General features: G+C 70.8%; 28 protein-coding genes and 1 tRNA gene. 13 read left to right on the forward strand and 16 right to left on the reverse strand.

What is annotated here, in order from left to right; translation table 11 throughout:
• Positions 1-76: 76 nt before the first annotated feature.
• Entirely contained in the window at positions 77-292 is a 216-nt protein-coding gene (locus tag ACWCRD_RS20765) for an FmdB family zinc ribbon protein (RefSeq protein WP_123964833.1), read from the reverse strand.
• Between the two features lie 163 nt (positions 293-455).
• Here ACWCRD_RS20765 and ACWCRD_RS20770 point away from each other — a divergent pair, with 163 nt between their 5' ends.
• The 3 genes from ACWCRD_RS20770 to ACWCRD_RS20780 all read left to right on the forward strand — a co-directional run bounded on the left by ACWCRD_RS20770 (position 456) and on the right by ACWCRD_RS20780 (position 2,242).
• Complete coding sequence (locus ACWCRD_RS20770; protein WP_450967382.1) at positions 456-620, forward strand: hypothetical protein; 165 nt, start codon at positions 456-458, stop codon at positions 618-620.
• Between the two features lie 131 nt (positions 621-751).
• Positions 752-886: a hypothetical protein gene (locus ACWCRD_RS20775; protein ID WP_450967260.1), complete on the forward strand. Its 135-nt coding sequence runs from the start codon at positions 752-754 to the stop codon at positions 884-886.
• Between the two features lie 78 nt (positions 887-964).
• The gene (locus tag ACWCRD_RS20780) at positions 965-2,242 is read left to right on the forward strand and encodes a hypothetical protein (RefSeq protein WP_450967373.1); all 1,278 of its coding nucleotides are present in this window, start codon (positions 965-967) and stop codon (positions 2,240-2,242) included.
• Positions 2,243-2,361: 119 nt separating this feature from the next.
• Here ACWCRD_RS20780 and ACWCRD_RS20785 read toward each other — a convergent pair whose 3' ends face one another.
• Positions 2,362-3,735, reverse strand: a complete 1,374-nt coding sequence (locus ACWCRD_RS20785) for a hypothetical protein (protein ID WP_450967261.1) — start codon at positions 3,733-3,735, stop codon at positions 2,362-2,364.
• Between the two features lie 80 nt (positions 3,736-3,815).
• A complete protein-coding gene (locus ACWCRD_RS20790; protein ID WP_450967262.1) occupies positions 3,816-4,598 on the reverse strand; it encodes a DUF4097 family beta strand repeat-containing protein in 783 nt (260 codons plus the stop codon).
• Positions 4,599-4,771: 173 nt separating this feature from the next.
• Between ACWCRD_RS20790 and ACWCRD_RS20795 the strand changes: the two genes are divergently transcribed.
• A tRNA-Val gene (locus ACWCRD_RS20795) sits at positions 4,772-4,843 on the forward strand.
• A 61-nt stretch (positions 4,844-4,904) separates the two neighbouring features.
• On the opposite strand, the gene ACWCRD_RS20800 is transcribed toward ACWCRD_RS20795, so the two are convergent.
• Positions 4,905-5,231, reverse strand: coding sequence for a hypothetical protein (locus ACWCRD_RS20800; RefSeq protein WP_450967263.1), 327 nt, complete (start codon positions 5,229-5,231; stop codon positions 4,905-4,907).
• Between the two features lie 99 nt (positions 5,232-5,330).
• Between ACWCRD_RS20800 and ACWCRD_RS20805 the strand changes: the two genes are divergently transcribed.
• Positions 5,331-5,855 (forward strand): GNAT family N-acetyltransferase, encoded by a 525-nt coding sequence (locus tag ACWCRD_RS20805; protein ID WP_450967264.1) that lies wholly within the window; start codon positions 5,331-5,333, stop codon positions 5,853-5,855.
• Between the two features lie 31 nt (positions 5,856-5,886).
• On the opposite strand, the gene ACWCRD_RS20810 is transcribed toward ACWCRD_RS20805, so the two are convergent.
• Complete coding sequence (locus ACWCRD_RS20810) at positions 5,887-6,222, reverse strand: ketopantoate reductase family protein (RefSeq protein ID WP_450967265.1); 336 nt, start codon at positions 6,220-6,222, stop codon at positions 5,887-5,889.
• A 93-nt stretch (positions 6,223-6,315) separates the two neighbouring features.
• Between ACWCRD_RS20810 and ACWCRD_RS20815 the strand changes: the two genes are divergently transcribed.
• Positions 6,316-6,540, forward strand: coding sequence for a DUF2277 domain-containing protein (locus ACWCRD_RS20815; protein WP_450967266.1), 225 nt, complete (start codon positions 6,316-6,318; stop codon positions 6,538-6,540).
• 76 nt (positions 6,541-6,616) lie between these two features.
• Here the strand turns inward: ACWCRD_RS20815 and ACWCRD_RS20820 are convergent, their stop codons facing one another.
• From ACWCRD_RS20820 to ACWCRD_RS20835, 4 genes are all read right to left on the reverse strand, one after another.
• Positions 6,617-7,228 (reverse strand): DedA family protein, encoded by a 612-nt coding sequence (locus ACWCRD_RS20820; protein WP_344406547.1) that lies wholly within the window; start codon positions 7,226-7,228, stop codon positions 6,617-6,619.
• A 245-nt stretch (positions 7,229-7,473) separates the two neighbouring features.
• Positions 7,474-7,929: a DoxX family protein gene (locus ACWCRD_RS20825; RefSeq protein ID WP_450967267.1), complete on the reverse strand. Its 456-nt coding sequence runs from the start codon at positions 7,927-7,929 to the stop codon at positions 7,474-7,476.
• Positions 7,930-8,327: 398 nt separating this feature from the next.
• Positions 8,328-9,971, reverse strand: a complete 1,644-nt coding sequence (locus ACWCRD_RS20830; protein ID WP_450967268.1) for an alkaline phosphatase D family protein — start codon at positions 9,969-9,971, stop codon at positions 8,328-8,330.
• 149 nt (positions 9,972-10,120) lie between these two features.
• Positions 10,121-10,765 carry an HNH endonuclease family protein gene (locus ACWCRD_RS20835; RefSeq protein ID WP_450967269.1) on the reverse strand — a complete coding sequence of 215 codons (645 nt, stop codon included), beginning with the start codon at positions 10,763-10,765 and terminating at the stop codon, positions 10,121-10,123.
• 379 nt (positions 10,766-11,144) lie between these two features.
• Here ACWCRD_RS20835 and ACWCRD_RS20840 point away from each other — a divergent pair, with 379 nt between their 5' ends.
• Positions 11,145-11,726 (forward strand): TMEM165/GDT1 family protein, encoded by a 582-nt coding sequence (locus tag ACWCRD_RS20840; protein ID WP_450967270.1) that lies wholly within the window; start codon positions 11,145-11,147, stop codon positions 11,724-11,726.
• Between the two features lie 175 nt (positions 11,727-11,901).
• The gene (locus ACWCRD_RS20845; RefSeq protein WP_450967271.1) at positions 11,902-12,570 is read left to right on the forward strand and encodes an HAD family hydrolase; all 669 of its coding nucleotides are present in this window, start codon (positions 11,902-11,904) and stop codon (positions 12,568-12,570) included.
• 288 nt (positions 12,571-12,858) lie between these two features.
• Here the strand turns inward: ACWCRD_RS20845 and ACWCRD_RS20850 are convergent, their stop codons facing one another.
• A complete protein-coding gene (locus tag ACWCRD_RS20850) occupies positions 12,859-13,572 on the reverse strand; it encodes a peptidoglycan-binding protein (RefSeq protein ID WP_450967272.1) in 714 nt (237 codons plus the stop codon).
• A 417-nt stretch (positions 13,573-13,989) separates the two neighbouring features.
• Between ACWCRD_RS20850 and ACWCRD_RS20855 the strand changes: the two genes are divergently transcribed.
• Positions 13,990-16,071: a DHA2 family efflux MFS transporter permease subunit gene (locus ACWCRD_RS20855; protein WP_450967273.1), complete on the forward strand. Its 2,082-nt coding sequence runs from the start codon at positions 13,990-13,992 to the stop codon at positions 16,069-16,071.
• Here the strand turns inward: ACWCRD_RS20855 and ACWCRD_RS20860 are convergent.
• Together ACWCRD_RS20860 and ACWCRD_RS20865 are read right to left on the reverse strand one after the other, a co-directional pair.
• Positions 16,064-16,555 (reverse strand): GNAT family N-acetyltransferase, encoded by a 492-nt coding sequence (locus ACWCRD_RS20860; RefSeq protein WP_450967274.1) that lies wholly within the window; start codon positions 16,553-16,555, stop codon positions 16,064-16,066. The two genes, ACWCRD_RS20855 and ACWCRD_RS20860, sit on opposite strands and share 8 nt — an antisense overlap.
• Before the next feature lie 4 nt (positions 16,556-16,559).
• Positions 16,560-17,192, reverse strand: coding sequence for a dihydrofolate reductase family protein (locus tag ACWCRD_RS20865; protein WP_450967275.1), 633 nt, complete (start codon positions 17,190-17,192; stop codon positions 16,560-16,562).
• Between the two features lie 258 nt (positions 17,193-17,450).
• Here ACWCRD_RS20865 and ACWCRD_RS20870 point away from each other — a divergent pair, with 258 nt between their 5' ends.
• Positions 17,451-18,122 carry a hypothetical protein gene (locus tag ACWCRD_RS20870; protein ID WP_450967276.1) on the forward strand — a complete coding sequence of 224 codons (672 nt, stop codon included), beginning with the start codon at positions 17,451-17,453 and terminating at the stop codon, positions 18,120-18,122.
• Between the two features lie 5 nt (positions 18,123-18,127).
• Positions 18,128-18,577 carry a hypothetical protein gene (locus tag ACWCRD_RS20875; protein ID WP_450967277.1) on the forward strand — a complete coding sequence of 150 codons (450 nt, stop codon included), beginning with the start codon at positions 18,128-18,130 and terminating at the stop codon, positions 18,575-18,577.
• Here the strand turns inward: ACWCRD_RS20875 and ACWCRD_RS20880 are convergent.
• Complete coding sequence (locus ACWCRD_RS20880; RefSeq protein WP_450967278.1) at positions 18,566-19,036, reverse strand: DnaJ family domain-containing protein; 471 nt, start codon at positions 19,034-19,036, stop codon at positions 18,566-18,568. The genes ACWCRD_RS20875 and ACWCRD_RS20880 overlap by 12 nt on opposite strands.
• An 81-nt stretch (positions 19,037-19,117) precedes the next feature.
• Here ACWCRD_RS20880 and ACWCRD_RS20885 point away from each other — a divergent pair, with 81 nt between their 5' ends.
• Positions 19,118-19,510: a hypothetical protein gene (locus tag ACWCRD_RS20885; protein ID WP_344406529.1), complete on the forward strand. Its 393-nt coding sequence runs from the start codon at positions 19,118-19,120 to the stop codon at positions 19,508-19,510.
• A 22-nt stretch (positions 19,511-19,532) separates the two neighbouring features.
• Here ACWCRD_RS20885 and ACWCRD_RS20890 read toward each other — a convergent pair whose 3' ends face one another.
• Entirely contained in the window at positions 19,533-20,204 is a 672-nt protein-coding gene (locus ACWCRD_RS20890; protein ID WP_450967279.1) for an O-methyltransferase, read from the reverse strand.
• Positions 20,205-20,452: 248 nt separating this feature from the next.
• Complete coding sequence (locus tag ACWCRD_RS20895; RefSeq protein ID WP_450967280.1) at positions 20,453-20,575, reverse strand: DUF2330 domain-containing protein; 123 nt, start codon at positions 20,573-20,575, stop codon at positions 20,453-20,455.
• Between the two features lie 412 nt (positions 20,576-20,987).
• Between ACWCRD_RS20895 and ACWCRD_RS20900 the strand changes: the two genes are divergently transcribed.
• Complete coding sequence (locus ACWCRD_RS20900; protein ID WP_450967281.1) at positions 20,988-23,042, forward strand: bifunctional glycosyltransferase 87/phosphatase PAP2 family protein; 2,055 nt, start codon at positions 20,988-20,990, stop codon at positions 23,040-23,042.
• On the opposite strand, the gene ACWCRD_RS20905 is transcribed toward ACWCRD_RS20900, so the two are convergent.
• Positions 23,024-24,259: a cytochrome P450 gene (locus ACWCRD_RS20905; RefSeq protein ID WP_450967282.1), complete on the reverse strand. Its 1,236-nt coding sequence runs from the start codon at positions 24,257-24,259 to the stop codon at positions 23,024-23,026. The two genes, ACWCRD_RS20900 and ACWCRD_RS20905, sit on opposite strands and share 19 nt — an antisense overlap.
• Positions 24,260-24,290 lie beyond the last annotated feature (31 nt).

Genomic DNA, 24,290 nt, shown 5'->3' on the forward strand with positions numbered 1-24,290 from the left:
TGTCTGATGCGCGGCTACCGCCGCGTGGGCGCGATCAGCCCCCACGCACCCGCAGACAACAACGCACCGGGCCTGCCTAGCCGCAACATCCTCCACCACAACACCCGCCGCCCGCGGCCTTCGGCGCCGCGGCGGGTGCACTGGCCGTCCCGCCCACAGCCACCGTCGACAACAGCTTCACCGTGTCCCCATGCCCCGCAGGGCACGTCGCCGGGTCGGAGGACTGAGCCATCGGCCGGCTCAGTTCAAACGTGTCGCCGCAACTCCGGCAGCGGTACTCATAGCGAGGCATGAGACCAGGTTAGCGGTGGCGCACAGGCAGCGAGTGTGACCCAAGTCACGCGTCCATCATGTTATCTACCGTTCGGTATGTGATCGTTCCTGTTGGATTCTCATGTGGAGGACCCGCGAAGATCGTTGGTAGTTTCCGGGCGTGACCGGGACAGCACAACGACGTGGCCGGCCGGCTGACCACCGCCGCCCACGCCGCCGACGCGGGGCGCCGAAGCGGCTTCCCCGAGCGGCGTCACGCTCCTTACGCCTCGTCACTGCTGCCGTCCGGCCTGGGCCCCCAGGTGGCCGCGCCCTCTTGCTTCCCGGCCGCGGCGAAGGTGGCGTAGCCACTGGCCATCCGGATGGCGCTGGGTGTGGAGCTGCCCAACCCCCCGCCGTCTCCACCGCGACCGCGACCGGCAAGTCCGGTACCGCCGCCGACGACACCGCCGCCGGGTACACGGGCACCGCCCCGTCCGTGTCGACCGCGGTCGGCGTCCCCCGCATGGACCTGGCCCGCTCCCTGGACCCGTTGCCGCTCAAGCGAATCGCAGGAACGCCCGCCGACAGCGTGCCGTACGACGTCTGGCCGGGCGCCATGGGCCTCGACTGACCGCCGGGACCCGCACCACACCCCCCACCCCCCTCGCAGAATGAGCACCGCATGCCCCAGGAACGCCGCATGCCCGGCATGAAACCGCCCACCGGCCGACGCCGCCAAGGCCCCGACAGCCGGACCCCCCGGTTGGGATTCACGACCCTGGCACCGTTCCTGATGGTCGCCTCGCTGGTCGCCGCCTCCCTGATACTGACCCGCCAGGACCACACCCAGCCCGCTGCCGAGACCGACAAGAACCCCAAGGCCGCCGCCCCGAGAGCCACCCCATCACCCACCTGGGACGGAAAGACCAAGATCCTCGGCGACGGCTCCACCTCCGACACCGGCCCGCAACCCGGCGAGTTGAAGGCCGAACCCCTCAAGCCCGGCCAGAAACCGCCCCAGTTCGTCGTCTTCTCCTGGGACGGCGCACTGGAGGGCAGCGACCATCTCTTCTCCCACTACCGGGAACTGGCGAAGAAGTACGACGCCCACATGACGTTCTTCCTCACCGGCATCCACCTGCTGCCCAAGAACAAGGCCAAGCTCTACCGCCCGCCCCAGCACCCGGCAGGTGCCGCCGCCATCGACTACGCCACCGACGACCACATCCGCACCACCCTGCAACAGCTGCGCCTCGCCTACCAGGACGGCAACGAGATCGGCACCCACTTCAACGGCCACTTCTGCGGCGAGAAGGGCGGCGGCGACTGGAGCGTCGACGAGTGGAAGAGCGAGATCGACCAGTTCTACGCCTTCGCCGAGAAATGGAAGACCAACACCGGCTTCGCCGACGTCCCCGCCCTGCCCTTCGACTTCAAGAAGGAGGTCACCGGCGGCCGCGCCCCCTGCCTGGAAGGCCGGCAGAACCTGCTCAAGGCCATCACGAGCTACGGCTGGCGCTACGACGCCTCCTCCACCGGCGACTTCCAGATCTGGCCCACCAAGAAGAACGGCGTCTGGGACTTCCCCCTGCAACTGCTCCCGTACTCGGGCACCGACTACCAGGGCCTCTCGACGGACTCCAACTTCCTCTACAACCAGTCCGACGGCGCGACCCACGGCAACCCCGCCGACTACCCCCGGTGGGAGAAGCAGACCGTCGCCTCCTACATGAAGGGCTTCAACCGCGTCTACTACGGCAGCCGCGCCCCCCTGTTCATCGGCAACCACTTCGAGGACTGGAACGGCGGCATCTACATGAAGGCCGTCGACCAGATCATCAAGAACGTCTGCACGAAGAAGGGCGTCACATGCGTGTCCTTCAAGGAACTGGCCGACTGGCTGGACGCGCAGAAGCCGGAGACCTTGGCAGGACTGCGCGGCCTGGACCCCGCGCAGTCACCCGCCTGGTCGACGGTCGTGAAGTGACCACCCCCACCGCAAGGAGAAAACCCCTTGGGACCCGGCAAGTCCGGTGCCGCCAGAACCCGTTGTACGGCCGTTGCGGCCATGTCCCTCTCCGCCGCCCTGGTCGAGGGGACGGCGGCTCAGTGGGCGCCGCCGCGCTCCTCCCGGATCTGTGAGACGACCCGGGCCACCGTCTCGCGCACCGCCTCCGTCTCCGTGAGGAAGCGCCAGTAGTCCGGGTGGCGGCCCTCCAGGCCGGCGATCGCGCGCTCCAGCCGGGCCACCGAGTCGTCCAGCGGGCGCGCGTGCCGCGGATCCGGCGTCGACCGGCCCGTCATCGCCAGCCGCTGGGCGTCCCGGATCGCGAACCGTGTCCGGTCGATCTCCTGCTGCGGGTCCTTCTGCACGGCGTTCAGCCGCTGCAGCCGGTCACGCGCCGCCGACACGGACTCGTCCGTCGTGTTCAGCAGCGCCCGCACCGTCGACAGCAACGAGGTCGCATCCGGCCAGCGCTGGGCGTCCCGCGCGGCCTGCGCCTCCTTCAGCTTCAGCTCCGCCTGGCGCACGTTCTCCGCGGCCTGCTCCGGCACGTGCTGCAGGTCCTGCCAGCAATCCGCCACGAACCGCCGCCGCAACTCGCTCAGCACCGGATCGACCTGCCCGGCACGCGTGGTGAGCGCCTGCGCGCGCGTACGCAGCGAGACCAGCCGGTGGTCGATCTCGGCCGCCTTCTGCGGCAGCCGCTCGGCCTCCACCCGGATCGCCTCGGCCTCCCGCGCCACCCGCTCGGCCCGCTCCAGCGTCTGCGGCACCCCGTGCTGCCCGGCACCCTGGTTGAGCTTCGTCAGCTCGGGGCCGAGAGCGGCGAGACGGGCCGCGAGATCGTCCGCCCTGAGCTTCGTCTCCCGTACGGCATCCAACGCGTTCGAAGCGGCGAGCAGCCCCTGCCGCGCCCGCTCCACCGCCGGAGCCAGCCGGGCCAGCTGCGTCTCCGCCTTGCCGAGCAGCGGCCCGAGACTGTCACCGAAACGATCCAGCTCCCGCTTGACGTTCGCCAGCTCGTCCTTGGCCCTGGTCAGCTCGGTACGCGCGTGTGCCGCGACCGACGCCTCCAGATCGTCCCGGTCGAGATCATGCGCGTCGACGGCCTCGATATAACGATGACTGGCCTCGTCGATCCGCCGCCCCAGCGCCTCGAAGTCCGACACGGCCCGCCGGGCGGCAGGAGTGTCGTCCACGGCCCTGATCGTCTCGATCGAGATCCGCAGCTCACGCTGGGCGGTGTCCAGCTCGTAGAACGCGGCCGCCGCGGCGTCCTTCGCGGCCTGTGCCTCCGCCCGCTGACTCTCGGCCCGCCCACCGAACCAGCGCCGCGTGCCCCCGCCGGCGAACGCGGCGGGCAGCGCGAGCGCGGCGACCAGGGGCAGGGCGAGGAGGGTGAAGACATCCCTCATCGCCTGACGGTGTGCACCCGGCACCGACGGCGAGTACGGCTTCGAAGGTGTCGCCGTCACATCCCTCTCCCGTGCTGTCATCCGTCCAGGCCGGTGCCTATTTCATTCTCCCACCGGTTAAGGACGAACACACGGGCCGGTTAGTTCGCGGTCTTCAGGGTGACTTTGCCGTCACCGCTGTGCGCGGACACCACATGCGAGCTGGACTCGGACCGCGGCACGGACACATCCACCGAGCCGTCGCCCGTCCCGGCCGTCACCCGGTACGTGGCCTTCGGCAGCGCGACGGTGACCGAACCGTCATGACTGCGGGAGTCCACCAGGTCCGGCACCGCAACGAGTTCGAGGTCCACGGAACCGTCACCCGTCTCGGCACGCACCCGCCGCGAGGAGACATCGGCCCGCACGGACCCGTCCCCGGTGCGCACCTCCAGCGGCCCGCTGGAGTCCGTGACATGCACGGATCCGTCCCCCGTACGAATACTCAACGCATCCTCGAACCCCCGCGCCCGCACGCTCCCGTCCCCGTCCTCCACCTTCACGGTGACCCCGCGCGGCACCTCGATCCGATGCCTGGCCGAACAGTCGGCGACCACACCGGAGCACTTCATCCGCAGCGTCAGCCTGTCGCCCTCCATCTTCCAGCTCACCTTCGGGTCCTTCCCCAAAGCGACGGTCCCCTGGAACCACCGGGTGACCTCGACCTTCCCCGCCGGATTCCTGTCCGCGGCGACGATCTCCAGCGCCGAGTCGTCGGAATCCACGGTGAGGGTGCGCCCCACCAACGCGAACGCCCGATGATCGGGTTCCTTGTCGTCCCCCGCGGAAGCCCCACAGGCGGCAACACCGCCCACAAGCACCCCAACGACCCCGGCAGCAAGACCGGCACGAACGACAACAGAACGGCTACGGACGCGGGCCATGACGATCTCCCCCTGAACGGATGCTTGAGTGCTTCGACCGTACGGAGTGGGGGGCGGCGGGGGGATCCGGGCGGCTCCCGGATCCGGGGTGGGGCTAGCCCCCGTATGGGCCGGCGGCCCGATACGGGTTTGCAGGGCACTGCCTCGGGCAAGGTAGGCTGTCGACTCGTCTCGGGTGCGTAGCTCAGGGGTAGAGCGCCTGCCTTACAAGCAGGATGTCGGCGGTTCGAAACCGTCCGCGCCCACACGGGAAGAAGAAAGAAGACCCCGGCCGATCACGGCCGGGGTCTTCTTGTGTCATGTCGTTCATGCCTCGTGGGCGTGCTTCAGCTTGGTGCGGGCGTCCACTCGCTGTTCGGTCTCGATCTCCGACCAGAAGCGGTGGGTGCTGACGAACACCGCGAGTTCGTGTTCGCGTCGGCGGAGCTTCTCCACCTCGGCCTGTTCGTCGGCCGTCCAGCCGGGGGAAGCGGGGCGTTCCACCTTGCGCCAGCCGCCCGTGTCGCTGAAGCCGTCCAGGGGCTCGACCGACCAGGGCAGCCGCTTGAGCAGGGCCGACAGCTCCGAACGGACCTGATGCAGCTCCTCCTGACCGGCGAGGAGGTCACTCGGAAAGTCGTAGGTCGTTGCCACAGCCCAATGCTACGCCTGTTCGAATTTGGGATGCGAGTTCCTTCCCGGGGTTCATGTGGAGCCGGGGCGTTGTCAGACCCGGCTCCTATGGTTGGAGGCATGGACTTGGTGGGCGGGGAGAAGGTGCGGCTGGAACCCTGGGGCGAGGGTGACTTCTGGCTGCTGCGGCGGACCAACAGCCCAGAGATGACGGAACACTTGGGCGGGCCCGAGAGCGAGGAGAAGCTCGCCGACCGGCACCGGCGGTATCTGGAGCCGGGTGCCGGGCAGATGTACCGGGTCGTGCTGGCGGGCAGCGGGGAGAGCGTGGGCTCGGTCGGGTTCTGGCCCCGGGAGTGGCGGGGCGGCACGGTGTGGGAGGCGGGCTGGGGCGTGCTGCCCGAGTTCCAGGGGCGGGGGCTGGCCGTACGGGCGGCGCGGGCCGTTGCCGAGGCCGCGCGGGATGCCGGTGAGCACCGGTATCTGCACGCCTTCCCGAAGGAGGACAACGGCCCGTCGAACTCCGTCTGCCGACGGGCCGGGTTCACCCTGCTCGGGCCCGTCGACATCGAGTACCCGAAGGGGCATCCGATCAGGTCCAACGACTGGCGGGTGGACCTGGAGTCCATACGGCGGCCCGGGTGACGAGACCCGCTCCGGCCTTGCTGCTCCGGCGTCAGCGGCCGGTGTCCGCCAGCTCCCGTACCACCCGCGCCGTCACCGGCACACTCACCCCGTGCCGCTCGGCGGCGCGCAGCAACGCCCCGCCGATCGCGTCCAGTTCGAGCGGGCGGCCCGCCTCGGCGTCGCGCTGCATCGAGGACTTGGTCCGGGCCGTGAAGTCGCCGAACAGGCCGCTGCGGACGCGGATCCCGTCCGTGCGCAGCGTCGTGGCGGTGGTCTCGCCTGCCAGGCAGATCACGCGGTGGCCGGCGCGGGACAGCAGCCCGGCGAGCAGGCCGCCGATGCCGCCGGGGCCGAGGACGGCCACCGTGAGTGCGTCGTTCGCCATGATTCTTTTGTCCTTCCGTCGGTCGGCCCCGTAGTGGTGGCCGCCTCGCCAAGGATCATCGCAGGCGCCCCGGAGTTGGGCGAGACTGGTCTCATGTGCCGGAGCATCAAGACACTTCGCCCGCCCGTGTTGCCCGAAGAGGCGACGGAGGAAGAGATCAGGGCCGCGGCCCTGCAGTTCGTGCGGAAGGTGTCCGGCTTTCGGGCGCCGGCCGCTCATAACCGGGAGGTTTTCGACCGCGCCGTCGAGGCGGTTGCCGCTGCTACGGCCGAGTTGTTGGCCGGGCTCGAGGTGCGGGGGCAGAAGGCGTCTGCCTAGCTGCGATACAGCCCCGCGCCGCTGAGGGGCGCTGCCCGCCCCGGAGCGGATTGGCTGCCCTTCCGGCCCCCAGGCCCTACGACGCCTTCGCCGGGCGGCGCATGACATACGCCGCTCCTGCCCCTGCCCCGAACAGTGCCAGTACCGAGACCGCCGTGGCCACCCAGGTGGTGCCCAGCCACTGGCCGCCGTAGTAGCCGAGCGCCACGCTGTAGGTCGCCCAGGTCAGGCCTGCGAGGGCGGACCAGGGGAGGAAGTCGCGGGCGCGACGGTGGGCTGCGCCTGCGCCGAGGGAGACGACCGAGCGGCCGGCGGGGGCGAAGCGGGCGAGGATGACCAGGGCGCCGCCGCCGCGGGCCAGGGCGGCGCCGAGACGTTCCTGCGCGGTGGTCAGCCGGCGTGAGCGGGCGATGGCGCGGTCCAGGCGTTCGCCGCCGCGCCAGGCCAGCCGGTATGCCACCAGGTCGCCGAGGACGGAGGCGATGGCGGCGCAGAGCGTCAGGCCCAGGATGTCGGGGACAGCGTGCGGTACCTGGCCGCTCGCCGAGCCCGCGGCCGCCGCCGTGGCGGCCGTGATCACCAGTACGCCGCTCGGCAGGACCGGCACGAACACGTCGAGCAGGACCGACAGCGCCACCATGGCGTAGATCCATGGGCTGCCGGTCAGCAGCTCCACACTCTCCAGCACCGCGAACTCCCCGTTGACTCCCCCGTGGACCGAAACCGTGCCGCGAACGTCGCGAGGGAGCGGCAAGGGCGGCCATGACAGCCATACAGCGTACGCCGAGGCTGTGACGGGAGTTTCATGGGGGGCGCGTGGGATCGGCACAGGACGTTCACCAGCCGGCGCCCGCCCCTGATGCACAGGTCTTCTTCGCACGCACAGGGCCTTCCCCCACCGGCGAGGGAAGGCCCTGGGATCGGCGCCCAGGATCAGGCGGCGACCGGCGTGTGCTCCGCCGTGGTCTTGTCCTGCGCCGTGGCGCGCTTGGCGAACAGCCGGTCCAGGCCGAAGGCGCCGGAGCCGGTGAAGACCAGCAGCAGAAGGGCCCAGCTGAACATCGCGGCGGCCTCGCCGCCGTTCTCCATCGGCCACAGGGCGTTCGGCTGGTGCACCTTGAAGTAGGCGTACGCCATCGCGCCCGAGGCTATGAAGGCGGCTGCGCGGGTGGCGAGCCCGAGCAGCACGAGGGTGCCGCCGACCAGCTGGATGACGGCCGCGTACCAGAACGGCCAGGCACCGGTCTGGACGGTGCCGCCGTTGGTGCCGGCCACACCGCCGAGGACGCCGAAGAGCGAGGCGGCGCCGTGGCAGGCGAAGAGCAGACCGACGACGATGCGGAACAGTCCGAGGGCGTACGGCTGCGCGTTGTTGAGACGAGCGGTCATGTGGGGGGTACTCCTTCGGTCGGGCCGGTCCGGGGCGGGCCGGTCGGGGGACGAGCCGAGCGAGTAATTCACCGTAGGTCTGCCCAATTGATGCTTGCAAGTTCAACATTCGGCCATCGCTCCGGTTCCGTTTCCGGCTCCGTTTCGCCCGTAGCCGCACGTAGCGGCGTCCCGGCCACCGCGTCCGCGTCCGAAAGTGTGACCGAATCCACTCCTGGTCGGGTCCCTGCCGCCGTCACCCGGTGCACGCCCTCCGTGGGCAACGCCGAACACAAACTGCCTTGCATGGTACGGACTTTGACGACCTGTCAAGCGATACGGCCATCGGCCGCCATGAGGGTTGTCACACGCACCGCCGACCTCGGCGCCTCGGGGGAGCGCGCCACCCGCGCCGCCCGCTACTTGGGGGTGAGGGTGGATTCCGCCACGGTCTTCAGGACCCGGTTCGGCTGTGCCTGCTCCAGTCGCAGCCGCGCCGAACGGCCCTTCAGCGTCAGCGTCATCAGCTGGTTGCCGAACCAGGGCCCGCCCTTCTTGCGCCAGCCGACCGGCGGCCGCTCGCACCGCCCGTGCCGGGCGAAGCGCCTGCCGAGGGCGCGGGCCGCCGCGCTCCAGCCGAAGCGGAAGCCGATCCGGATCGACAGCGGGACGGAGTTGTGGACGGGCGAGCAGGTCAACTGCAGCACGCGGGCGTTTGGGGCGGCGGAGGGCCAGACCGGCTCGGCCACATACGCGTGGTGCACGTCGCCCGACAGGACGAGCACCGTCGCCGGCGCCTCCGCCCCCGAACCGGCCTGCGCGATCAGCCCGGTCAACGCGGCGAACGAGGCCGGAAAGGCCGCCCAGTGCTCCAGATCCGCCCGCCGCCGCAGATCCTCCCCGAACCGTGCCCAGCGCGCCCCACGCTCGCCCCGGCACAGCGCCGCGTTCCACGCCTCGGCGTCGTGCACCAGATGCGGCAGCAGCCAGGGCAGGGAGGTCCCGATGAGGAGGTGGTCGTACGACCCGCGTTCGGTCAGGGCCTGCTCGCGCAGCCACTCGGTCTCGCCGGGGGCGAGCATCGCCCGGTCGTCCTCGTCCAGGACGCGGGCCGCCCGGGTGTCCACCATCAGCACCCGTACGCGGCCGAAGTCGCGCCGGTAGCTCCAGCGCGCAGCGCTCGGGTCGGCGTCGGCCTTGCAGGCGAAGGCGCGCAACTGGTCCGTGCCGTCGGGCAGTTCGCGTACGGCCGCATACAGCGGGTCGGCCGCCAGCTCGGCCGGCGAGAGATTCCCCAGATGCTGGTGCACCCAGTACGACATCAGGCCGCTCAGCAGCCGCTCCCGCCACCAGGGGGTGGCCCGCATGTCCTCCAGCCAGGCGGCGGAGGTGTTCCAGTCGTCGATGACGTCGTGGTCGTCGAAGGTCATGCAGCTGGGCACGGTGGACAGCAGCCAGCGCACCTCGGGGTCGAGCCAGGACTCGTAGTAGAGGCGGGTGTACTCCTCGTAGTCCGCGACCTCGTTGCCCGGCGGGTCGCTCAGGTCGCGGCGGGCGGCCAGCCAGCGGCGGGTCGCTTCGGAGGTCTCGTCGGCGTACACCTGGTCGCCCAACAGCAGCAGCACGTCCGGCCGTTCGCCGTCCGGGTCGGCCGCGATGCGCGCGGCGAGGGTGTCCAGGGCGTCGGGTCCGACGGGGTCGTGCTCATCCGGGGAAGGGGCGGCCCAGCGGCAGGAGCCGAAGGCGACGCGGACACCGTCGTCATGGTGCGAGGTGCGGATGACGGAGGGCGGGAACCTCCGCGGGGCGCCGTCCGCGGCGGGTAGCGGCCACACGGGCGTGCCGTCGAGGAGGACGTCGTACGGCGTCGTCGTGCCCGGTGTGAGTCCGGTGACCGGCACGAGGGCGTAGTGATGGCCTGCCACCTGGAAGGTGCGGGCCTCGCCGCGGGCGCCGCCCGCGCAGCGCACCTCGGCGGTGCACGGACGGCTCGCCTCGACCCAGACGGTCGCGGACGAGCCGTCGGCATACCTCAGCAGTGGACCCAGGCGCAGTTCGGCCACGTCATGCCCGCCCTTTCCATGGTCGGGCTCGCCTCCGGGGCGCCTCGGCCGCGCCTTGGGCTCGCCCTCCTCCGTCGCCCCGTACGGTACGGAACGACGGTGGCCGGCGGGGAGGTTCCTTTACAGAATCCGCCGCAACATCCGCCGTATCAGCAGCCGGAGAGGTAGCTGGTCAGCGCCGACTTCTCGGCGGAGTCGACGGAGAGGTCGTAGTAGTACTTCACCTGGACCCAGGCGCGCACGTAGGTGCAGACGTACGCGGAGCGGGTGGGCACCCACTCGGCCGGGTCCTGGTCGCTCTTGGAGCGGTTGGAGCCCGCGGAGACGGCGATCAGCTGCGGGCGGGTCACGTCGTTGGCGAACGCCTGGCGCCGGGCGGTGGTCCACCCACTGGCGCCGGAGTCCCAGGCCTCGGCGAGCGGGACCAGGTGGTCGATGTCGAAGGTGCTGGGGTCGGTGGTGGTGACCCCGTCGTACTGCGAGTACCAGGAACCGCTGGTGGCGGTGCAGGCGGAGTTGGTGACGACGTTGCTGCCGTCGCGCTTGATGACGTACTCGCGGGTGTTGCAGGTGCCGGAGATCGTGATCCAGGTCGGGAAGAGATCTCGGTCGTAGCCGGTGCGGTTCTCGGTCGCCACGGTGAGAGAGGCGAGGTAGGTGCGGGCGGTGGCGGCGCTGACCGGGGTGGGGAGCGCGGCGGAGGCGGCCGGACTGTTGAGGAGTCCGGCGGAGGCTATGAGTCCGGTAAGAGCCGCGAGTATGCTGAGCCGTCGACGCGCGTAGAACTTCGGCATGCGAACTCCCTTGGGGTGTGGGGGCATTGGGGCGCGAGCAGGAGAATGCTCGCGGCGCCATGTTGCCGAGAGGTGAGCGTTCGGTAAGAAGGTAATGTCACGTACATGACATGACAAGGTTGATGGTCGAACTTTCCTCCGCGCGGCGGTCGCGTACGATGGGTGGTGCAGAAGGGGAGTAGCTCTTCGCCGGACCGTCGACATACTGCTCAGCTCGTCTGAGCCGGCGCCCGGAGGCAGGCCTCGGTGACGGGGCCGGCCAGCGAGACCTTCGGCAAAGCAGTGCACAACTGTCTCTTCCGCTGTGTGCTGCCGTGCCGAGGTGTCGTATCGCAGTCACAGCACTCTCGGCGGGGCGGCCCCGACCGATTGAGGAACCTTGATCAGCTTCACCGTCACGGCGCTGGTGTTCGGCGTCGTCTTCCTTGCCGAACTGCCGGACAAGACCGCGCTCGCCGGGCTGGTGCTCGGCACCCGCTACCGCGCCTCGTACGTCTTCGCCGGCGTGGCCGCGGCCTTCGCGCTGCATGTCGCGCTGGCCGTGGCGGCCGGAAGCGTGCTCACCCTGCTGCCCCAGCAGATCGTCCACGCGCTGACCGGCGTCCTCTTCCTGGGCGGCGCGGCGGTCCTGCTGATGAGGAAGGGCGAGGACGAGGAGGAGATCCGCAAGCCCGAGGACCAGTCCTTCTGGAAGGTCGCGGGCACCGGGTTCATGCTCATCCTGGTCGCCGAGTTCGGGGACCTGACCCAGATCATGACGGCGAACCTCGCGGCCCGTTACGACGACCCGCTCTCCGTCGGCCTCGGAGCGGTACTGGCGCTGTGGGCGGTGGCCGGGCTCGGCATCGTCGGCGGAAAGGCCCTGATGAGGCGGGTGCCGCTGGCTCTCATCACCAAGGTCGCGGCGCTGCTGATGCTGGCGCTCGGCGTGTGGAGCCTGTGGGAGGCCGTCGCCGGGTGAACCGGAACCGGGTGAACCGGACCGGGTGAGCTGAACGCCGGGTGAACTGTCTCCGGGGGTACTGGCGGATGCCGGACGTGTTTTGTACCGTAGAAAAACAAAGTGGCTCCCGCCCGTTTTCCCTGACCGGCGGGCGGGGCCGCCTTGTTTTCTTCCTCGCACCCTGGAGCTGCCGATGACGGTCACCACCGTGCCCACCGTCCTCACCGCCCGCGCCCTCCTGCTGGACATGGACGGCACCCTCGTGAACTCTGACGCCGTCGTCGAGCGCATCTGGCGTCGCTGGTCCGAGCGGCACGGGCTGGACGCCGACGAGGTCATGAAGGTGGTGCACGGACGCCAGGGCCACGCCTCCATGGCGCTGCTGCTGCCGGACCGGCCGGTGGAGCAGAACCTCGCCGACAACGCGCGGATGCTCGCGGAGGAGACCGCGGACGTGGACGGTGTCGTGGCGATTCCCGGCGCGCCGGAGTTCCTCGCCTCGCTGCGGGGGCTGCCGCATGCTCTGGTGACGTCGGCCGACCTTGCTCTCGCCACGGCGCGGATGGGGGCAGCGGGGCTTGCGCTTCCCGAGGTGCGGGTGACTGCTGAGTCGGTGGGGGCGAGCAAGCCGGATCCCGAGGGGTTTTTGAAGGGGGCGGCTGAATTGGGGGTCGAGCCGGGGGAGTGCGTTGTTTTTGAGGATTCCGCTGCGGGGATCGAAGCCGGGCGGGCTGCGGGGATGCGGGTTGTGGGGGTGGGGGCTCGGGCGGATCTGTATGAGCCGGACGTGGTGGTGCGGGATCTGACTCGTGTGCGGGTCGAGGGTGTGGCCGGTGGGGGGATTCGGCTGTACGTCGGGTGACCCTGTGCTGGGGGTTGCGGTCGGGGGTGGGGTGCGCGGCCCGGCGCGCACGCAGGCTTCGGAGGCGCGACTGCCCGCAGGCTTCGTGGCGGCGCGAAATGCACGCGGGCTGGGGCGGCATTGCTCGGCCGCCCGCGGGCTGCGCGCAAGGTGACGGTTGCCCGTCAGCTGGGCGGGGCCGGGCAGGCGCCGGTCGGCAAGTTCAGCCCGTCCGGCGTTTGAGGACGAGGCCGTTCAGGCCGAAGCGGGGGTCTGGGGGCGGCAGCCCCCAGCCGGAGGCGCGCGGCCTCACGGCTGCGACGTCTCCGACTCCAGCCGCGCACGCGTCACCGCCCCGTACACCCCCAGCTCGTCCCCCTGGATCCCGCGCGCCCACTGGTACCGGCTGACCGCGTCCTCGACGCCCTCGTCGTAGTGGCCGGTCGGCGTTCCCGTGTAGAGGCCGAGCTGGGTCAGGCGCAGTTCGAGTTCGACGACCTCGGGGCCCTCGGAGCCGCGGCGCAGCACGGGAGGCGCCGACTGGCGGCTGTCGGTCGCTCCGATGCTGGCACTGGCGGTGGCCGGCGGGGTCCCGGCCGGCTCGGGCGAGCGGGACGGTCTCGGCGAGGCGCTCGTCGCCGACGGGGACGGCGAGAGCGACGGGCTCGCGCTGTGCACCGGTGCCGGCGCCGCGGGCCGTACGGGCGTGGCGCTGTGCGACGGCGACGCGGTCTCCGGGCTCGGCGACACGTCCGGCACGCTCGCCCGTATGTCGTCGGGCAGCGCCGTGTCCCGCGTCGGCGCCTCGTAGGAGAACAGCCCGCTCGCCATCCCGGCCGCCGTCATCACGGCGACGACCGCCCCGCCGACACCGAGCAGCACGGTGCGGCGTCTGCGGCGCCCCCCGCCCGCCGCGTCGTCCTCGTCGTACGAGTCCTCGGTGTCGTACGAGTCCTCGGTGCCCTCCGTGCCCGCGCCCTCGAAGAGGGGCAGAGCGTCGGCGTTCGGCACCTCGGCCCCCACCGGCCGTAATGGCATCGTCGCCTCGACCGCCGGCAGCGCAGGAGGTGCCGCGGGCTCGCTTCCCTCGCCCTCCAGCTCGACATACGGACGTATCCGCAGCGGGTCGAAGTCCTCCGCCGCGGCCTGTTCGGCCGTACGGGCGGCGCGCAGGGCGTCGGACGCCCGTTGAGTGCAGCCGCAGGACGGGGTGTTGTCCGCCCCTCTGGGCGCTCCGCACTCCGGGCACTGGTGACCTTTCGGGTCTGTCACGCGTTCGTCCCTCCCTTCACGCTCCCCTCGCGAACTTCAGAGGTTATCCAGATCATCTTCACGCCGCGCCCGTGGCCCCCGGAATACCGGGTTCCATGAGGACTCAACAGGCCATAACCGGTCACACCGATCACCATGGACCTGTAACGAGAGCCGCAGGAGGTCTTCATGGCCGGGGATGCGCACGGTATGACGGGGAATGTGCGAGACGCACAGGCATTCGCGAAGCCCCCGCAGCGGGGCGGCGCCACCCAGGAACACGTGTCCGGGAACGTACTGGTGTCGATCGGCGCCCTGCTCCTCGGGATGCTGCTCGCCGCCCTCGACCAGACCATCGTGTCGACCGCGCTGCCCACCATCGTCAGCGACCTCGGCGGCCTCGACCATCTGTCCTGGGTGGTCACCGCGTATCTGCTGGCCTCGACCGCCGCGACCCCGCTGTGGGGCAAGCTCGGTGACCAGTACGGGCGCAAACGGCTGTTCCAGACCGCGATCGTGATTTTCCTCATCGGTTCCGCGCTCTGCGGAATGGCGCAGAACATGCCCCAGTTGATCGCGTTCCGGGCGGTGCAGGGCCTGGGCGGCGGCGGGTTGATGGTGCTGTCGATGGCGATCGTCGGGGATGTCGTATCGCCGCGTGAACGCGGCCGCTACCAGGGCCTGTTCGGGGCCGTCTTCGGTGCGACGAGCGTGCTGGGGCCGCTGCTCGGCGGGCTGTTCACCGAACACCTCAGCTGGCGCTGGGTCTTCTACGTCAACCTTCCCGTCGGTGTCGTCGCGCTCGCCGTGATCGCGACCGCCCTGCGCATCCCGCGCCGGACCGCGCAGCACGTCATCGACTACCTCGGCACCTTCCTCATCGCCGCGGTCGCCACCTGTCTGATCCTGGTCGCCTCACTCGGCGGCACCACCTGGGGCTGGGGTTCGACGCAGATCGTCGGGCTGATCCTGCTGGGCGTCGGACTGGCCGTCGCGTTCGTGGCCGTGGAGCGCAGGGCCGCCGAACCCGTCCTGCCGCTCAAGCTGTTCCGCATCCGCACCTTCGCCCTCTCCGCGGTCATCAGCTTCATCGTCGGCTTCGCCATGTTCGGCGCGATGACCTATCTGCCGACCTTCCTCCAGGTCGTCCAGGGCGTGACGCCCACCATGTCCGGTGTGCACATGCTGCCCATGGTGTTCGGCATGCTGCTGTCGTCCACCACCTCCGGCCAGATCGTCAGCCGCACCGGCCGCTGGAAGGTCTTCCCGGTCGCGGGTACGGGCGTCACCGCACTCGGCCTGCTGCTTCTGCACCGGCTCGACGAGCACAGCTCCACCGCCGAGATGAGCGTCTACTTCTTCGTCTTCGGCCTCGGACTCGGCCTGGTCATGCAGGTGCTGGTCCTGATCGTGCAGAACGCCGTCTCGTACGAGGATCTCGGCGTCGCCACCTCGGGCGCGACCTTCTTCCGCTCGATCGGGGCCTCCTTCGGCGTGGCGATCTTCGGCACGGTCTTCGCGAGCCGCCTCGGCGACAAGCTGACGGACGCCTTCCGCGGCGCCCGGCTCCCCGCCGGCATCTCACCGGACGCCCTCAAGTCCGACCCGCGCGGCATCGGCTCCCTGCCGCCCGCCCTGCGCGGCCCCGCCCTGCACGCGTACGCGGCGTCCATCACCGACGTCTTCCTGTACGCGGCCCCCGTCGCCCTCCTCGGCTTCGTGCTGGCCTGGTTCCTCAAGGAGGACAGGCTGCGCGGGTCCGTCACGGCGCCCGACGTCACGGAGACCCTGGCCAGCAATCCCGTCGAGCGGTCCTCGTACGACGAGGTGTGCCGGGCGCTGTCCCTGCTGGGTACGCGGGAGGGCCGGCGCGAGGTCTACCAGAAGATCACCGACCGGGCGGGCTACGACCTGCTGCCCGCGGCGAGCTGGCTGCTGCTGCGGATCAAGAAGCAGGGGTGGGCGGAACCGGCCGTGCTCGCCGAGCGCGGCACCGTGCCGCTCCAGGTCGTCATCGCCGCCGCCCGCCAGGTCGAGGAGCGGCGCCTCGCCATCCGGGAGGGCCTCGACCTGGTCCTCACCGACCAGGGGCGCGAGGTGGCCGAACGGCTCGCCGAGGCCCGTGAGGAGTCCCTCGCGGAACTGCTCGGCGACTGGTGGGGCCCGGACCGGCCGACCGATCTGAACCGGCTGGTGAAGGAGCTGAACGAAGAGATGTGCGGCTCGGACCAGGAGCAGCCGCACAAGGAGTCGGCGGCGAAGGTCAGTTGAGGGCCTTGCGGAACCAGTGCTCGGCGTACATGTCGTCGTTGTGCGGCCCGGTCTCGTCGTAACCGAGCCGTGCGTACAGGGCGCGGGCCTCCACGAGGTCGCTTCGGGTGTCGAGGATCAACTGGGCGGCGCCGAGGTCCCGGGCGGCCTCCTCGGCGGCGCCCACGAGGAGCGCGGCCCCGCCTTTGCCGCGCATCCCCTCGTACACGAAGACCCGGGTGAGCTCGGCGGTCGTCGCGTCCAGCAGCCGTACACCCGCGGACCCGGCGGGCTCACCGCCGTACCGTGCGATGAGCAACCGCCCGGTCGGCGGGGCGAGTTCGCCGCCGGTGTTCGCCGCGATCTCCCGCTCCAGCTCGGCCGGATCGGTCCGCCGCCCCTCGTGCAGGAGGTAGTAGCGGTCGCTGACCTCCGTGTAGTACGCCCGCCAAAGGGCGGCGGCCGCGGGGGAGTCGACGGGTTCCGGGGCGATCGTCCAGGTCATCCGGTCATTGTGCGGAGACGGTGTGCGGGGCACGCAACCGAATATGGGTCACCCCCGGCGAGTCCAGGACCTGGGTCTTCTCCCACTCGATGTGCTGGTCTCCCAGGTCGTCGAAGAGCCGGCGGCCGCCGCAGGCCAGCACCGGCACGACGTGCAGGAGCAGCTCGTCCAGCCATCCCGCCCGGATGAACTGCTGCACCAGGTCCGCGCCGCCCGCCAGCGACACGTCCTTGGCCCCGGCCGCCTCCCTGGCCAGCTCCAGCGCCCGCCCCGGGCCCTCGGTGACGAAGTGGAAGGTCGTGCCGCCCTTCTTCACCAGCGCCTCGCGGGCGTGGTGCGTGACGACGTACACCGGCGCGTGGAAGGGCGGTTCCTCGCCCCACGGGATCTCCCCGGTGATGTACATGCCGTGCCCCATCACGACCGCGCCGGGCCGGGCGACATGCTCGGCGAGCAGATCGTCGTCCGGTCCGGTCTCCCCGCCCTGCAACCCCTGCATCTGCCGGAACGTCCGCAGCCCGAACACCCACGAGTGCAGCCGCTCCCCACCGATCCCGAGCGGGTGCTCACGCCCCGACTCGGGCCCCGCGATGTACCCGTCGAGCGACATGGCCAGCCGTGCGATGACCTCACCCATGACAACCTCCTCCGTACGCTTCCGAACCTCTGTACCCCTGCGTCGATCGACGCCCCGCGAAATCGACACACCGCCGGCACGGATCCGAAGCCGCGTGGCCGCAGTCCCCGGGGTGGTGACCGGCGCGGCGCCGCGTCGGCGGGTTCGGTGTCCGTCCGGGAGGCGAGGGCGGGAGCGGGCGGTCGCCGTTTGAGGGGTGGCTTGTGGGCAACCCGGACGAGGAACCGGCCCGAGGGGCCGACACACCGGAAGGCACCCATGTCCACTGGCATGATCATCGCTCTGATCGTGATCGTGGCGGCCGTGGTCGTTGTCGCGGCCGTCCTCACCCTGCGTGCCCGGGGCGGGTACGGCGGCCGGGACCTGAAGCGGCGCTTCGGGCCCGAGTACGACCGGACGCTGGCCCGGCACGACGGGGACGCCAAGGCCGCCGAGCGTGAGCTCACGGAGCGCGTGCAGCGGCACGGATCGCTGCGCGAGCAGCCGTTGGAGCCGGCACGGCGCGAGGAGTTCACGGCCCGCTGGACGGCCGCGCAGGAGCGCTTCGTCGACGCGCCGCGGGAAGCGGTCGCCGAGGCGGACCGGCTGCTAGCGGAGCTCGCCGCCCTCCGTGGCTTCCCCGACGACAGCCACTACGAGGAACAGCTCGCCGCCCTCTCCGTCCACCACGCCGACCACGTCCACGGCTACCGGCGCGTCCACCGTGTCGCCCGCGCGGGCGTGAGCGGGCAGGACGGCGGCCGGGCCGACACGGAGGAGATGCGCGAGGCCATGGTCGAGGCCCGGGCCCTCTTCGAGGACCTGACCGCCCCGCCCCGCCGCACCGAGAAGGCCCCGGCGTCCACCGCCACCCGCACCAAGGCCCAACGGCACGAGAGCCGCGCCCATCTGCCCTGGGCCCTCAACCGACGTCACGCCAAGGGGAGTTGAGCGACATGACGGACGCGACGACCGGCCCCGCCGCCGAAGGCACCGAGGCCGAGGACAGGACCAACCGCACCACGGTGACGCCCACCCCGCACGAGGTGACGGAGGAGGCAGACCAGGGTGAGGCCCACGAGGGCGCCGCTCCCGGCCGGCCCACCGGCACTCCCGGCACCACTGCCACCACCACCCCCACCAGCGGCCGTCTCCTCCCGCAGGACGAGTGCGACAAGCTGGGCCTCCGTCTTCGCCAGGCGGTCTCCGGGTTCGTGGACGGGCCCCGGGACTCCGTCGAGGAGGCCGACCACGTGGTCGAGGAGATCGCCGGACGGTTCACCGAGGCCCTGACCCGGCGCCGCCGCACCCTGCGCATGTCCTGGCAGGACGGCGAGGACACCGAGCAACTCCGGCTGGCCCTGCGGGACTACCGCACCCTGGCGGAACGACTCCTACACGGGTGACCCGTTCGAAGTACCCGGCGTACCCGAAGTGCCCGTACCCCTGCGCGCGTCCCTCGCTGTCGCCCGGCGCTCCCGCCACTCCCGTACGACCTCCTCCACGTCGTACGGCTTCATCCCGAGCGGGGGGCCGGGCGGCGGCTTGAACATCATGTCGCGGATCTTGACGTTGACGTCGGTGACGAGCTTCCGCGCGATCCGCTCCGAGGGCGCCGCATAGGCCGCCGCCAGCGCATCCTCGGCCTCCTTGCGCAGGGCGAGCGTGGGCGGCAGCACGGACAGGCCCTCGCGGGCCATCTTCTGCTTGACCCACCACAGTTCGTCGTACGAGGTGTCGGTTCCGGCGGGCAACGGCTTGCCCGCGCCCGGCAGTTGGGCGAACTCGCCGCGTCTGACGGCATCACGGATCTGTTTGTCGACCCAGGACTCGAACGGCACACCCGGTGGCTTTCGCTCGGTCATGACTCCATTGTGCCGGACGCGGCATGCCCGGGCGATTTATCATGCGGCCGCCGTGTTAGGACACTTCAAGAGGAGCAGCGCGTGCTCGAACTGACCATGGCCACCGTCTCCGGGGCGGAAGAGGGGGCCACGGCCGGCATGCTCATGGCCGACGCACCCAGTGAGCCCGGCGCCGTGCTGCGGGTGGGGCGGGACACCTCCGTGTGCCGCCTTGCGACGCCCGACGACTGGCTGTTCATCTCCCGGGTCCACCTGGAGTTCCTGTGCGGCCCCGAGGGGACCTGGCAGCTGACCTGGCTGCGCGGCTCACAGCCCGACCCGTCCTCCGAGGTCCGGTTGATCGTCGGTGAGTACGCGCAGCCGCTCGCCTACGGCGGGACCGTGGCGCTGCCCAGAGGCGGCAGCGGCGAGATCGTCGTCCAGGACCGCACCGCCCCGCGCAGCGTCAACGTCGGCTTCTATCACGAGTTCTGAGCGACGGCCGAGGGCACAAGGGCTACGCCAGCACGCGCGCCAGCGCGAAGCCGTCGTGGCCCTTGCCGCCCACCGTCTGGACCGCCGTGCCGCTCAACCGCGGGTGCGAGCCGATCAGTTCGACGGCGGCGCGGCTGCCCAGCACGTCGGGCGCCTTGCTGTCCGCGTCGGCGACCCGGCCGCCGCGTACGACGTTGTCCACGACGATCAGGCTGCCCGCGCTGGTGAGTCTGAGGGCCCACTCCACGTAGTTCGGGTTGTTGACCTTGTCGGCGTCGATGAAGACCAGGTCGAAGGGGGGCGGGTTCTCGTCGGCCAGCTTGGGCAGCGACTCCAGGGCGGGGCCGACCCGCACCTCGACGATCCGCTCGAGGCCCGCCCGCGCGATGTTGCGGGCGGCGACCTCGGCGTGCTTGGGGTTGTACTCGAGCGAGATCAGCCGGCCGTCGTCGGGCAGCGCGCGGGCCAGCCAGATGGTGCTGTAGCCGCCGAGGGTGCCGATCTCCAGGATGCTGCGGGCGCCCTGGACCTGGGCGAGGAGCTGCAGGAACTTGCCCTGCAGCGGGGTGACCGCGATCGGTGGGAGCTCGGCGGCGTCGCTGTCGCGGAGGGCCGCTTCGAGGACGTCGTCGTCCTGGGCGAGGTGCGCGGTGAAGTAGTCGTCCACGTCGTCCCAGACCTGCGACTCGCTCATTCGCCTGTGCCTTCCGTGTAACTGGTTAGCGCTTCTAACTAGCTGTCCTAATGAATATAGCCGCGGGCCGGTGCCCCGTCAGGGAGATCATGACGGCCGCGTTCAGCTGATCGGTGGAGGCGCGTGCACCGGCGGTGTCCGGGGAGAAGACGGACGGCGACGTACTCCCAGCGGCGGCTCACATACCCCTGGAGGGCGTACTGCGGGCCGGGGCGGCATGGTGAAGCCGTTGGTGTCGAGTCGGCCGGTCAGTCGCCGTCCTGCGGCCAGAAGTGGTAGCGGTCGCGGTGTGCGGGGGCGGTGGTGGCGGCGAGCTGGGTGGACAGTGCCGGATCGTCGAGCCCGACCGTGGCCCGGTGCGGCACCGGCATGATCCAGGCGGCCCGGTCGGCGTCCCCGCCGACCGTCAGGCTCTCCCGCGCTCTCGACCATGTCGAGCGGGGGTGCCCCCATCGATCTGCTTCCGGCCGCCGTCCCAGCGCACGACGGACTCCTCGCGGCCCGCGCTCACCCGCCGCAGCCGCACGCGTACGCCGGTGCGATCAATGACTCGGCTGTGTCGCAAGCAGGGTCACCATGATCGCCAGTCACCGCGCGTGTGCATTTCCGCAGGAAACAGGTCGTTCCTCCAGGGCTCCGTGCAGCCGTGGACAGGGTTTCGAACGGTACGGGGGTCACGGCGGTTCCGGAGGCGATCCCGCATCGGGCGCACTATGGTCATTCCGACAAATCGGGCGCGCGCAGGGTGCGAAAAGGAGCGAAGGGGCGGGAGGCCGACCAGGCGTGGCGAACGTGGAGCACAGCCGGCCACAGGCGGAGACCTTCGGAGCGACAGCCGTCGAAGGAGCTCCCAGGCGCCTGCATGCGGTCCGCCTCGGCCTGTGGCTCGTCGCGGCCGTGCTCGCCGTACGCCAGATGGCCGTCGTCCTCAGTACCCCCCGTGGTGAACGGCTGACGGACCTGGAGACGTGGGCCGGTCCCCACGGCGTCCTGCATGTGAAGGGATCGCTGTACGACTCGACGCGGTTCACCGGCACACCGTTCGGCGGACTGGTCCTCAAGCCCCTCACCCGGGCGGCCGAACAGGCCCTCGGCTGGGGCTGGACCTTCGGCACCCTGCTGCTGGTGGTCGCGCTGGGCCTGATCGCGGCCCGGGCGCTGCCGCAGCCGGTGAGCCGGCGGAGCTCCCTGTTCGCCGCGCCGCTCGCGATCAGTCTGCTGATGCTGTCGCTGCCGGTCCGCAACACGCTGTGGCTCGGACAGACCAGCATCATCCCGGTCCTGCTGGTGCTGCTCGGCTGCTTCGTCGTCCGCGGTGAACGCGGCAGCGGTCTGCTGATCGGGCTCGCTGCCGCCCTCCAGCCGACCGTGCTGCTCTTCGCCCCGCTGCTGTGGTTCACCGGGCGCCGCCGCGCCGCTGCCGCCACCGGGATCACGTTCGCCGCCTGCACGGTGCTCGCGTGGGCCGCGATGCCGCACGACTCGTCCGCCTACTGGGTGCACCACATCGCGGGCGCCGGTCTCGGCGGCAGGGCCGACGACCTCGCCAACCAGTCCCTGCACGGCGCGCTGCTCCGGCTCGGATTCTCCGGCCCTGTGGAGATCGTCCTGTTCTTCGTGCTGGGCACCGCGGTCGCCGTGTTCGGGGTGCGCCGAGCCGTGCGCTACGCGCGCGACGGACAGTTGCTCCTCGCGGTCGCCGTCACCGGCTGCGCGGCGATCGCCGTGTCGCCGACGGCCTGGCAGCACCAGCTGCTGTGGGTGCTGCTCGCGGTGGTGGGACGGGTGGGCAGGCGGGCCTCCGACCGGTATGTGTGGCCGGTCGCGGTGGTGCTGGTGATGACACTGCCGGCGACGATGTTGCTGCCGCACATGGAGCGGCTGTTCCCGCTGCGGGACAACACGGTGCTGGTCGCCGCCCTCGCCGCGGCCGCCTTCGTGCCGTTCCTGTCCCGTACCTCCCCGCACTACCGCTCACCGGTCCCGCCCGGGTACGCCGTCCCGGTCCCGGCCCGCTTCCGGCACGTGCCCGTCGTCCCCTTCCTGCGCCGGGTCCTCACCCGCCCGAACCTGCTCCTCGAAGTGCTCCTGATGCGCGTCACCTACGCCGCATACCAGCAGATCCGGCTCGGGGTGACCGCCGACCGGGCCACCGCGGAACACCACGGCCACCAGATCCACCGGATCGAGCAGTGGCTGTCCGTCGACTTCGAGCACTGGGTCAACCACGCCGTGGTCGAGGTCGGCTGGCTGCGCGGTTTCCTCGACTACTACTACCTGTCCTTCCACTTCGGGGTGCCGCTGACCATCCTCGCCGTGCTCTATGTGCGGCGCCCCGTGGACTACCGCTGGGCGCGCTCGGTGCTGGGCCTGGCCACCGGGTTCGGGCTGATGGGCTTCTGGCTGTACCCGCTGGCGCCGCCGCGCCTGATGCCGGGGCTCGGCGTCATCGACACGGTGCACGGCGTCCAGGACTTCTCCAAGCCGAACTACGGCACGCTGACGGAGTTCACCAACCAGTACGCGGCCATGCCGTCCCTGCACTTCGCATGGGCGCTGTGGTGCGGCGTCGTGATCGTGCTCCTCGCGCCCAGGTGGTGGCTGAAGCCCTTCGGTCTGCTGCACCCGCTGTTCACGCTGTCCTCGATCATCGCGACCGGCAACCACTGGTTCCTGGACGCGGTCGGCGGTGCCACCGTGGTCGGGGCGGGTTTCGGGCTGCAGTACCTGCTGTCGGGCCCGCGGGCGGCCACCCCGGCATGGACGGGCCGGCGGCGCCGGGAGGCCGCCGGCCCGAGACCATCGTCAGCCGGACACGGTCAGCGGACCTCGACCTGAAGGTGCTTCACGCCGTTGATCCACGCCGAGCGCAGCCGGGACGGGTCGCCGGCCAGGCTGAGGCCCGGCAGGGCGTCGGCGATCGCGTTGAAGATCAGGTCGATCTCCAGGACGGCCAGGGACTTGCCCAGGCAGTAGTGCGGGCCTCCGCCGCCGAAGCCGAGATGGGGGTTGGGGTCGCGCAGGACGTCGAAGGCGTCGGGGTCGGTGAAGACCTCCGGGTCGTGGTTGGCGGAGGCGTAGAAGATCCCGACCCGGTCCCCCTGCTTGATCAGCTTCCCGCCCAGTTCGGTGTCCTGGGTGGCCGTCCGCTGAAAGGAGTTGACCGGGGTCGCCCACCGCACGATCTCCTCGGCCGCGGTCTGAGGGCGCTCCCGCTTGTACAGCTCCCACTGCTCGGGATGGGTCAGGAACGCATGCATCCCGTGGGTGATGGCGTTACGGGTCGTCTCGTTGCCCGCGACGGCCAGCATCAGCACGAAGAAGCCGAACTCGTCGGAGTTGAGGTTGCCCTCGTCCTCGGCCGCCACCAGTGTGGTCACGATGTCCTTCGCCGGGCACTGCTTGCGGTCGGCGGCCATGTTCATGGCGTAGGCGATCAGCTCGGTGGCCGACTCGGCGCCGATCTCCTCGGTGATCGCGTACTCCGGGTCGTCGTACGAGATCATCTTGTTGGACCAGTCGAAGATCTTGGCCCGGTCGTCCTGCGGGATGCCGATGAGCTCGGCGATCGCCTGCAGGGGCAGTTCGCAGGCGACCTCGGTGACGAAGTCGAAGGGGCCTTTCTGCGCGCGGGCGGTTTGCGCGATGGCGTGGGCGCGCTCCCGCAGCCGGTCCTCCAGCGCCCGTATGGCACGCGGGGTGAAGACGCGCTGCACGATCTGGCGGACCCGGGTGTGCTCCGGCGGATCCATGTTGAGCAGGATCAGCCGCTGGGCGTCGATCGCGTCGCGCTCCATGTGCTCGTGGAAGCGGATGATCGCCGTGTTGAGGTACGAGGAGAACAGCTCCGGGTGGGTGGAGACGTACTTGACGTCCGCGTGCCGGGTGACGGCCCAGTACCCCTCGTCCTGGAAGCCGGCGATGTTGCCCGACTGCGGGATCCAGCGGACCGGTTCGGCCCGCCGCAGCTCGGCGAACTCCGGCAGGGGCACACGGTGGTGCAGCAGGTCGGGGTCGGTGAAGTCGAACCCGTCGGGGAGGGCTGGACAGGACATGGGCGACTCCGGCTCGAATTCTGACGGACCA

Source organism: Streptomyces sp. NPDC002092, assembly GCF_053593775.1.

What these genes read in the sequence shown, in the direction of transcription:
- ACWCRD_RS20815 (WP_450967266.1), top strand. Translation starts at nt 6,316, where the DNA reads ATGTGCCGGAGCATCAAGACACTTCGCCCGCCCGTGTTGCCCGAAGAG.
- ACWCRD_RS20765 (WP_123964833.1), bottom strand. Translation starts at nt 292, where the DNA reads ATGCCTCGCTATGAGTACCGCTGCCGGAGTTGCGGCGACACGTTTGAA.
- ACWCRD_RS20835 (WP_450967269.1), bottom strand. Translation starts at nt 10,765, where the DNA reads ATGCCGAAGTTCTACGCGCGTCGACGGCTCAGCATACTCGCGGCTCTT.
- ACWCRD_RS20845 (WP_450967271.1), top strand. Translation starts at nt 11,902, where the DNA reads ATGACGGTCACCACCGTGCCCACCGTCCTCACCGCCCGCGCCCTCCTG.
- ACWCRD_RS20855 (WP_450967273.1), top strand. Translation starts at nt 13,990, where the DNA reads ATGGCCGGGGATGCGCACGGTATGACGGGGAATGTGCGAGACGCACAG.
- ACWCRD_RS20905 (WP_450967282.1), bottom strand. Translation starts at nt 24,259, where the DNA reads ATGTCCTGTCCAGCCCTCCCCGACGGGTTCGACTTCACCGACCCCGAC.
- ACWCRD_RS20805 (WP_450967264.1), top strand. Translation starts at nt 5,331, where the DNA reads ATGGACTTGGTGGGCGGGGAGAAGGTGCGGCTGGAACCCTGGGGCGAG.
- ACWCRD_RS20895 (WP_450967280.1), bottom strand. Translation starts at nt 20,575, where the DNA reads ATGCCGGTGCCGCACCGGGCCACGGTCGGGCTCGACGATCCGGCACTG.
- ACWCRD_RS20890 (WP_450967279.1), bottom strand. Translation starts at nt 20,204, where the DNA reads ATGAGCGAGTCGCAGGTCTGGGACGACGTGGACGACTACTTCACCGCG.
- ACWCRD_RS20810 (WP_450967265.1), bottom strand. Translation starts at nt 6,222, where the DNA reads ATGGCGAACGACGCACTCACGGTGGCCGTCCTCGGCCCCGGCGGCATC.
- ACWCRD_RS20870 (WP_450967276.1), top strand. Translation starts at nt 17,451, where the DNA reads ATGTCCACTGGCATGATCATCGCTCTGATCGTGATCGTGGCGGCCGTG.
- ACWCRD_RS20875 (WP_450967277.1), top strand. Translation starts at nt 18,128, where the DNA reads ATGACGGACGCGACGACCGGCCCCGCCGCCGAAGGCACCGAGGCCGAG.
- ACWCRD_RS20860 (WP_450967274.1), bottom strand. Translation starts at nt 16,555, where the DNA reads ATGACCTGGACGATCGCCCCGGAACCCGTCGACTCCCCCGCGGCCGCC.
- ACWCRD_RS20880 (WP_450967278.1), bottom strand. Translation starts at nt 19,036, where the DNA reads ATGACCGAGCGAAAGCCACCGGGTGTGCCGTTCGAGTCCTGGGTCGAC.
- ACWCRD_RS20780 (WP_450967373.1), top strand. Translation starts at nt 965, where the DNA reads ATGAAACCGCCCACCGGCCGACGCCGCCAAGGCCCCGACAGCCGGACC.
- ACWCRD_RS20790 (WP_450967262.1), bottom strand. Translation starts at nt 4,598, where the DNA reads ATGGCCCGCGTCCGTAGCCGTTCTGTTGTCGTTCGTGCCGGTCTTGCT.
- ACWCRD_RS20865 (WP_450967275.1), bottom strand. Translation starts at nt 17,192, where the DNA reads ATGGGTGAGGTCATCGCACGGCTGGCCATGTCGCTCGACGGGTACATC.
- ACWCRD_RS20825 (WP_450967267.1), bottom strand. Translation starts at nt 7,929, where the DNA reads ATGACCGCTCGTCTCAACAACGCGCAGCCGTACGCCCTCGGACTGTTC.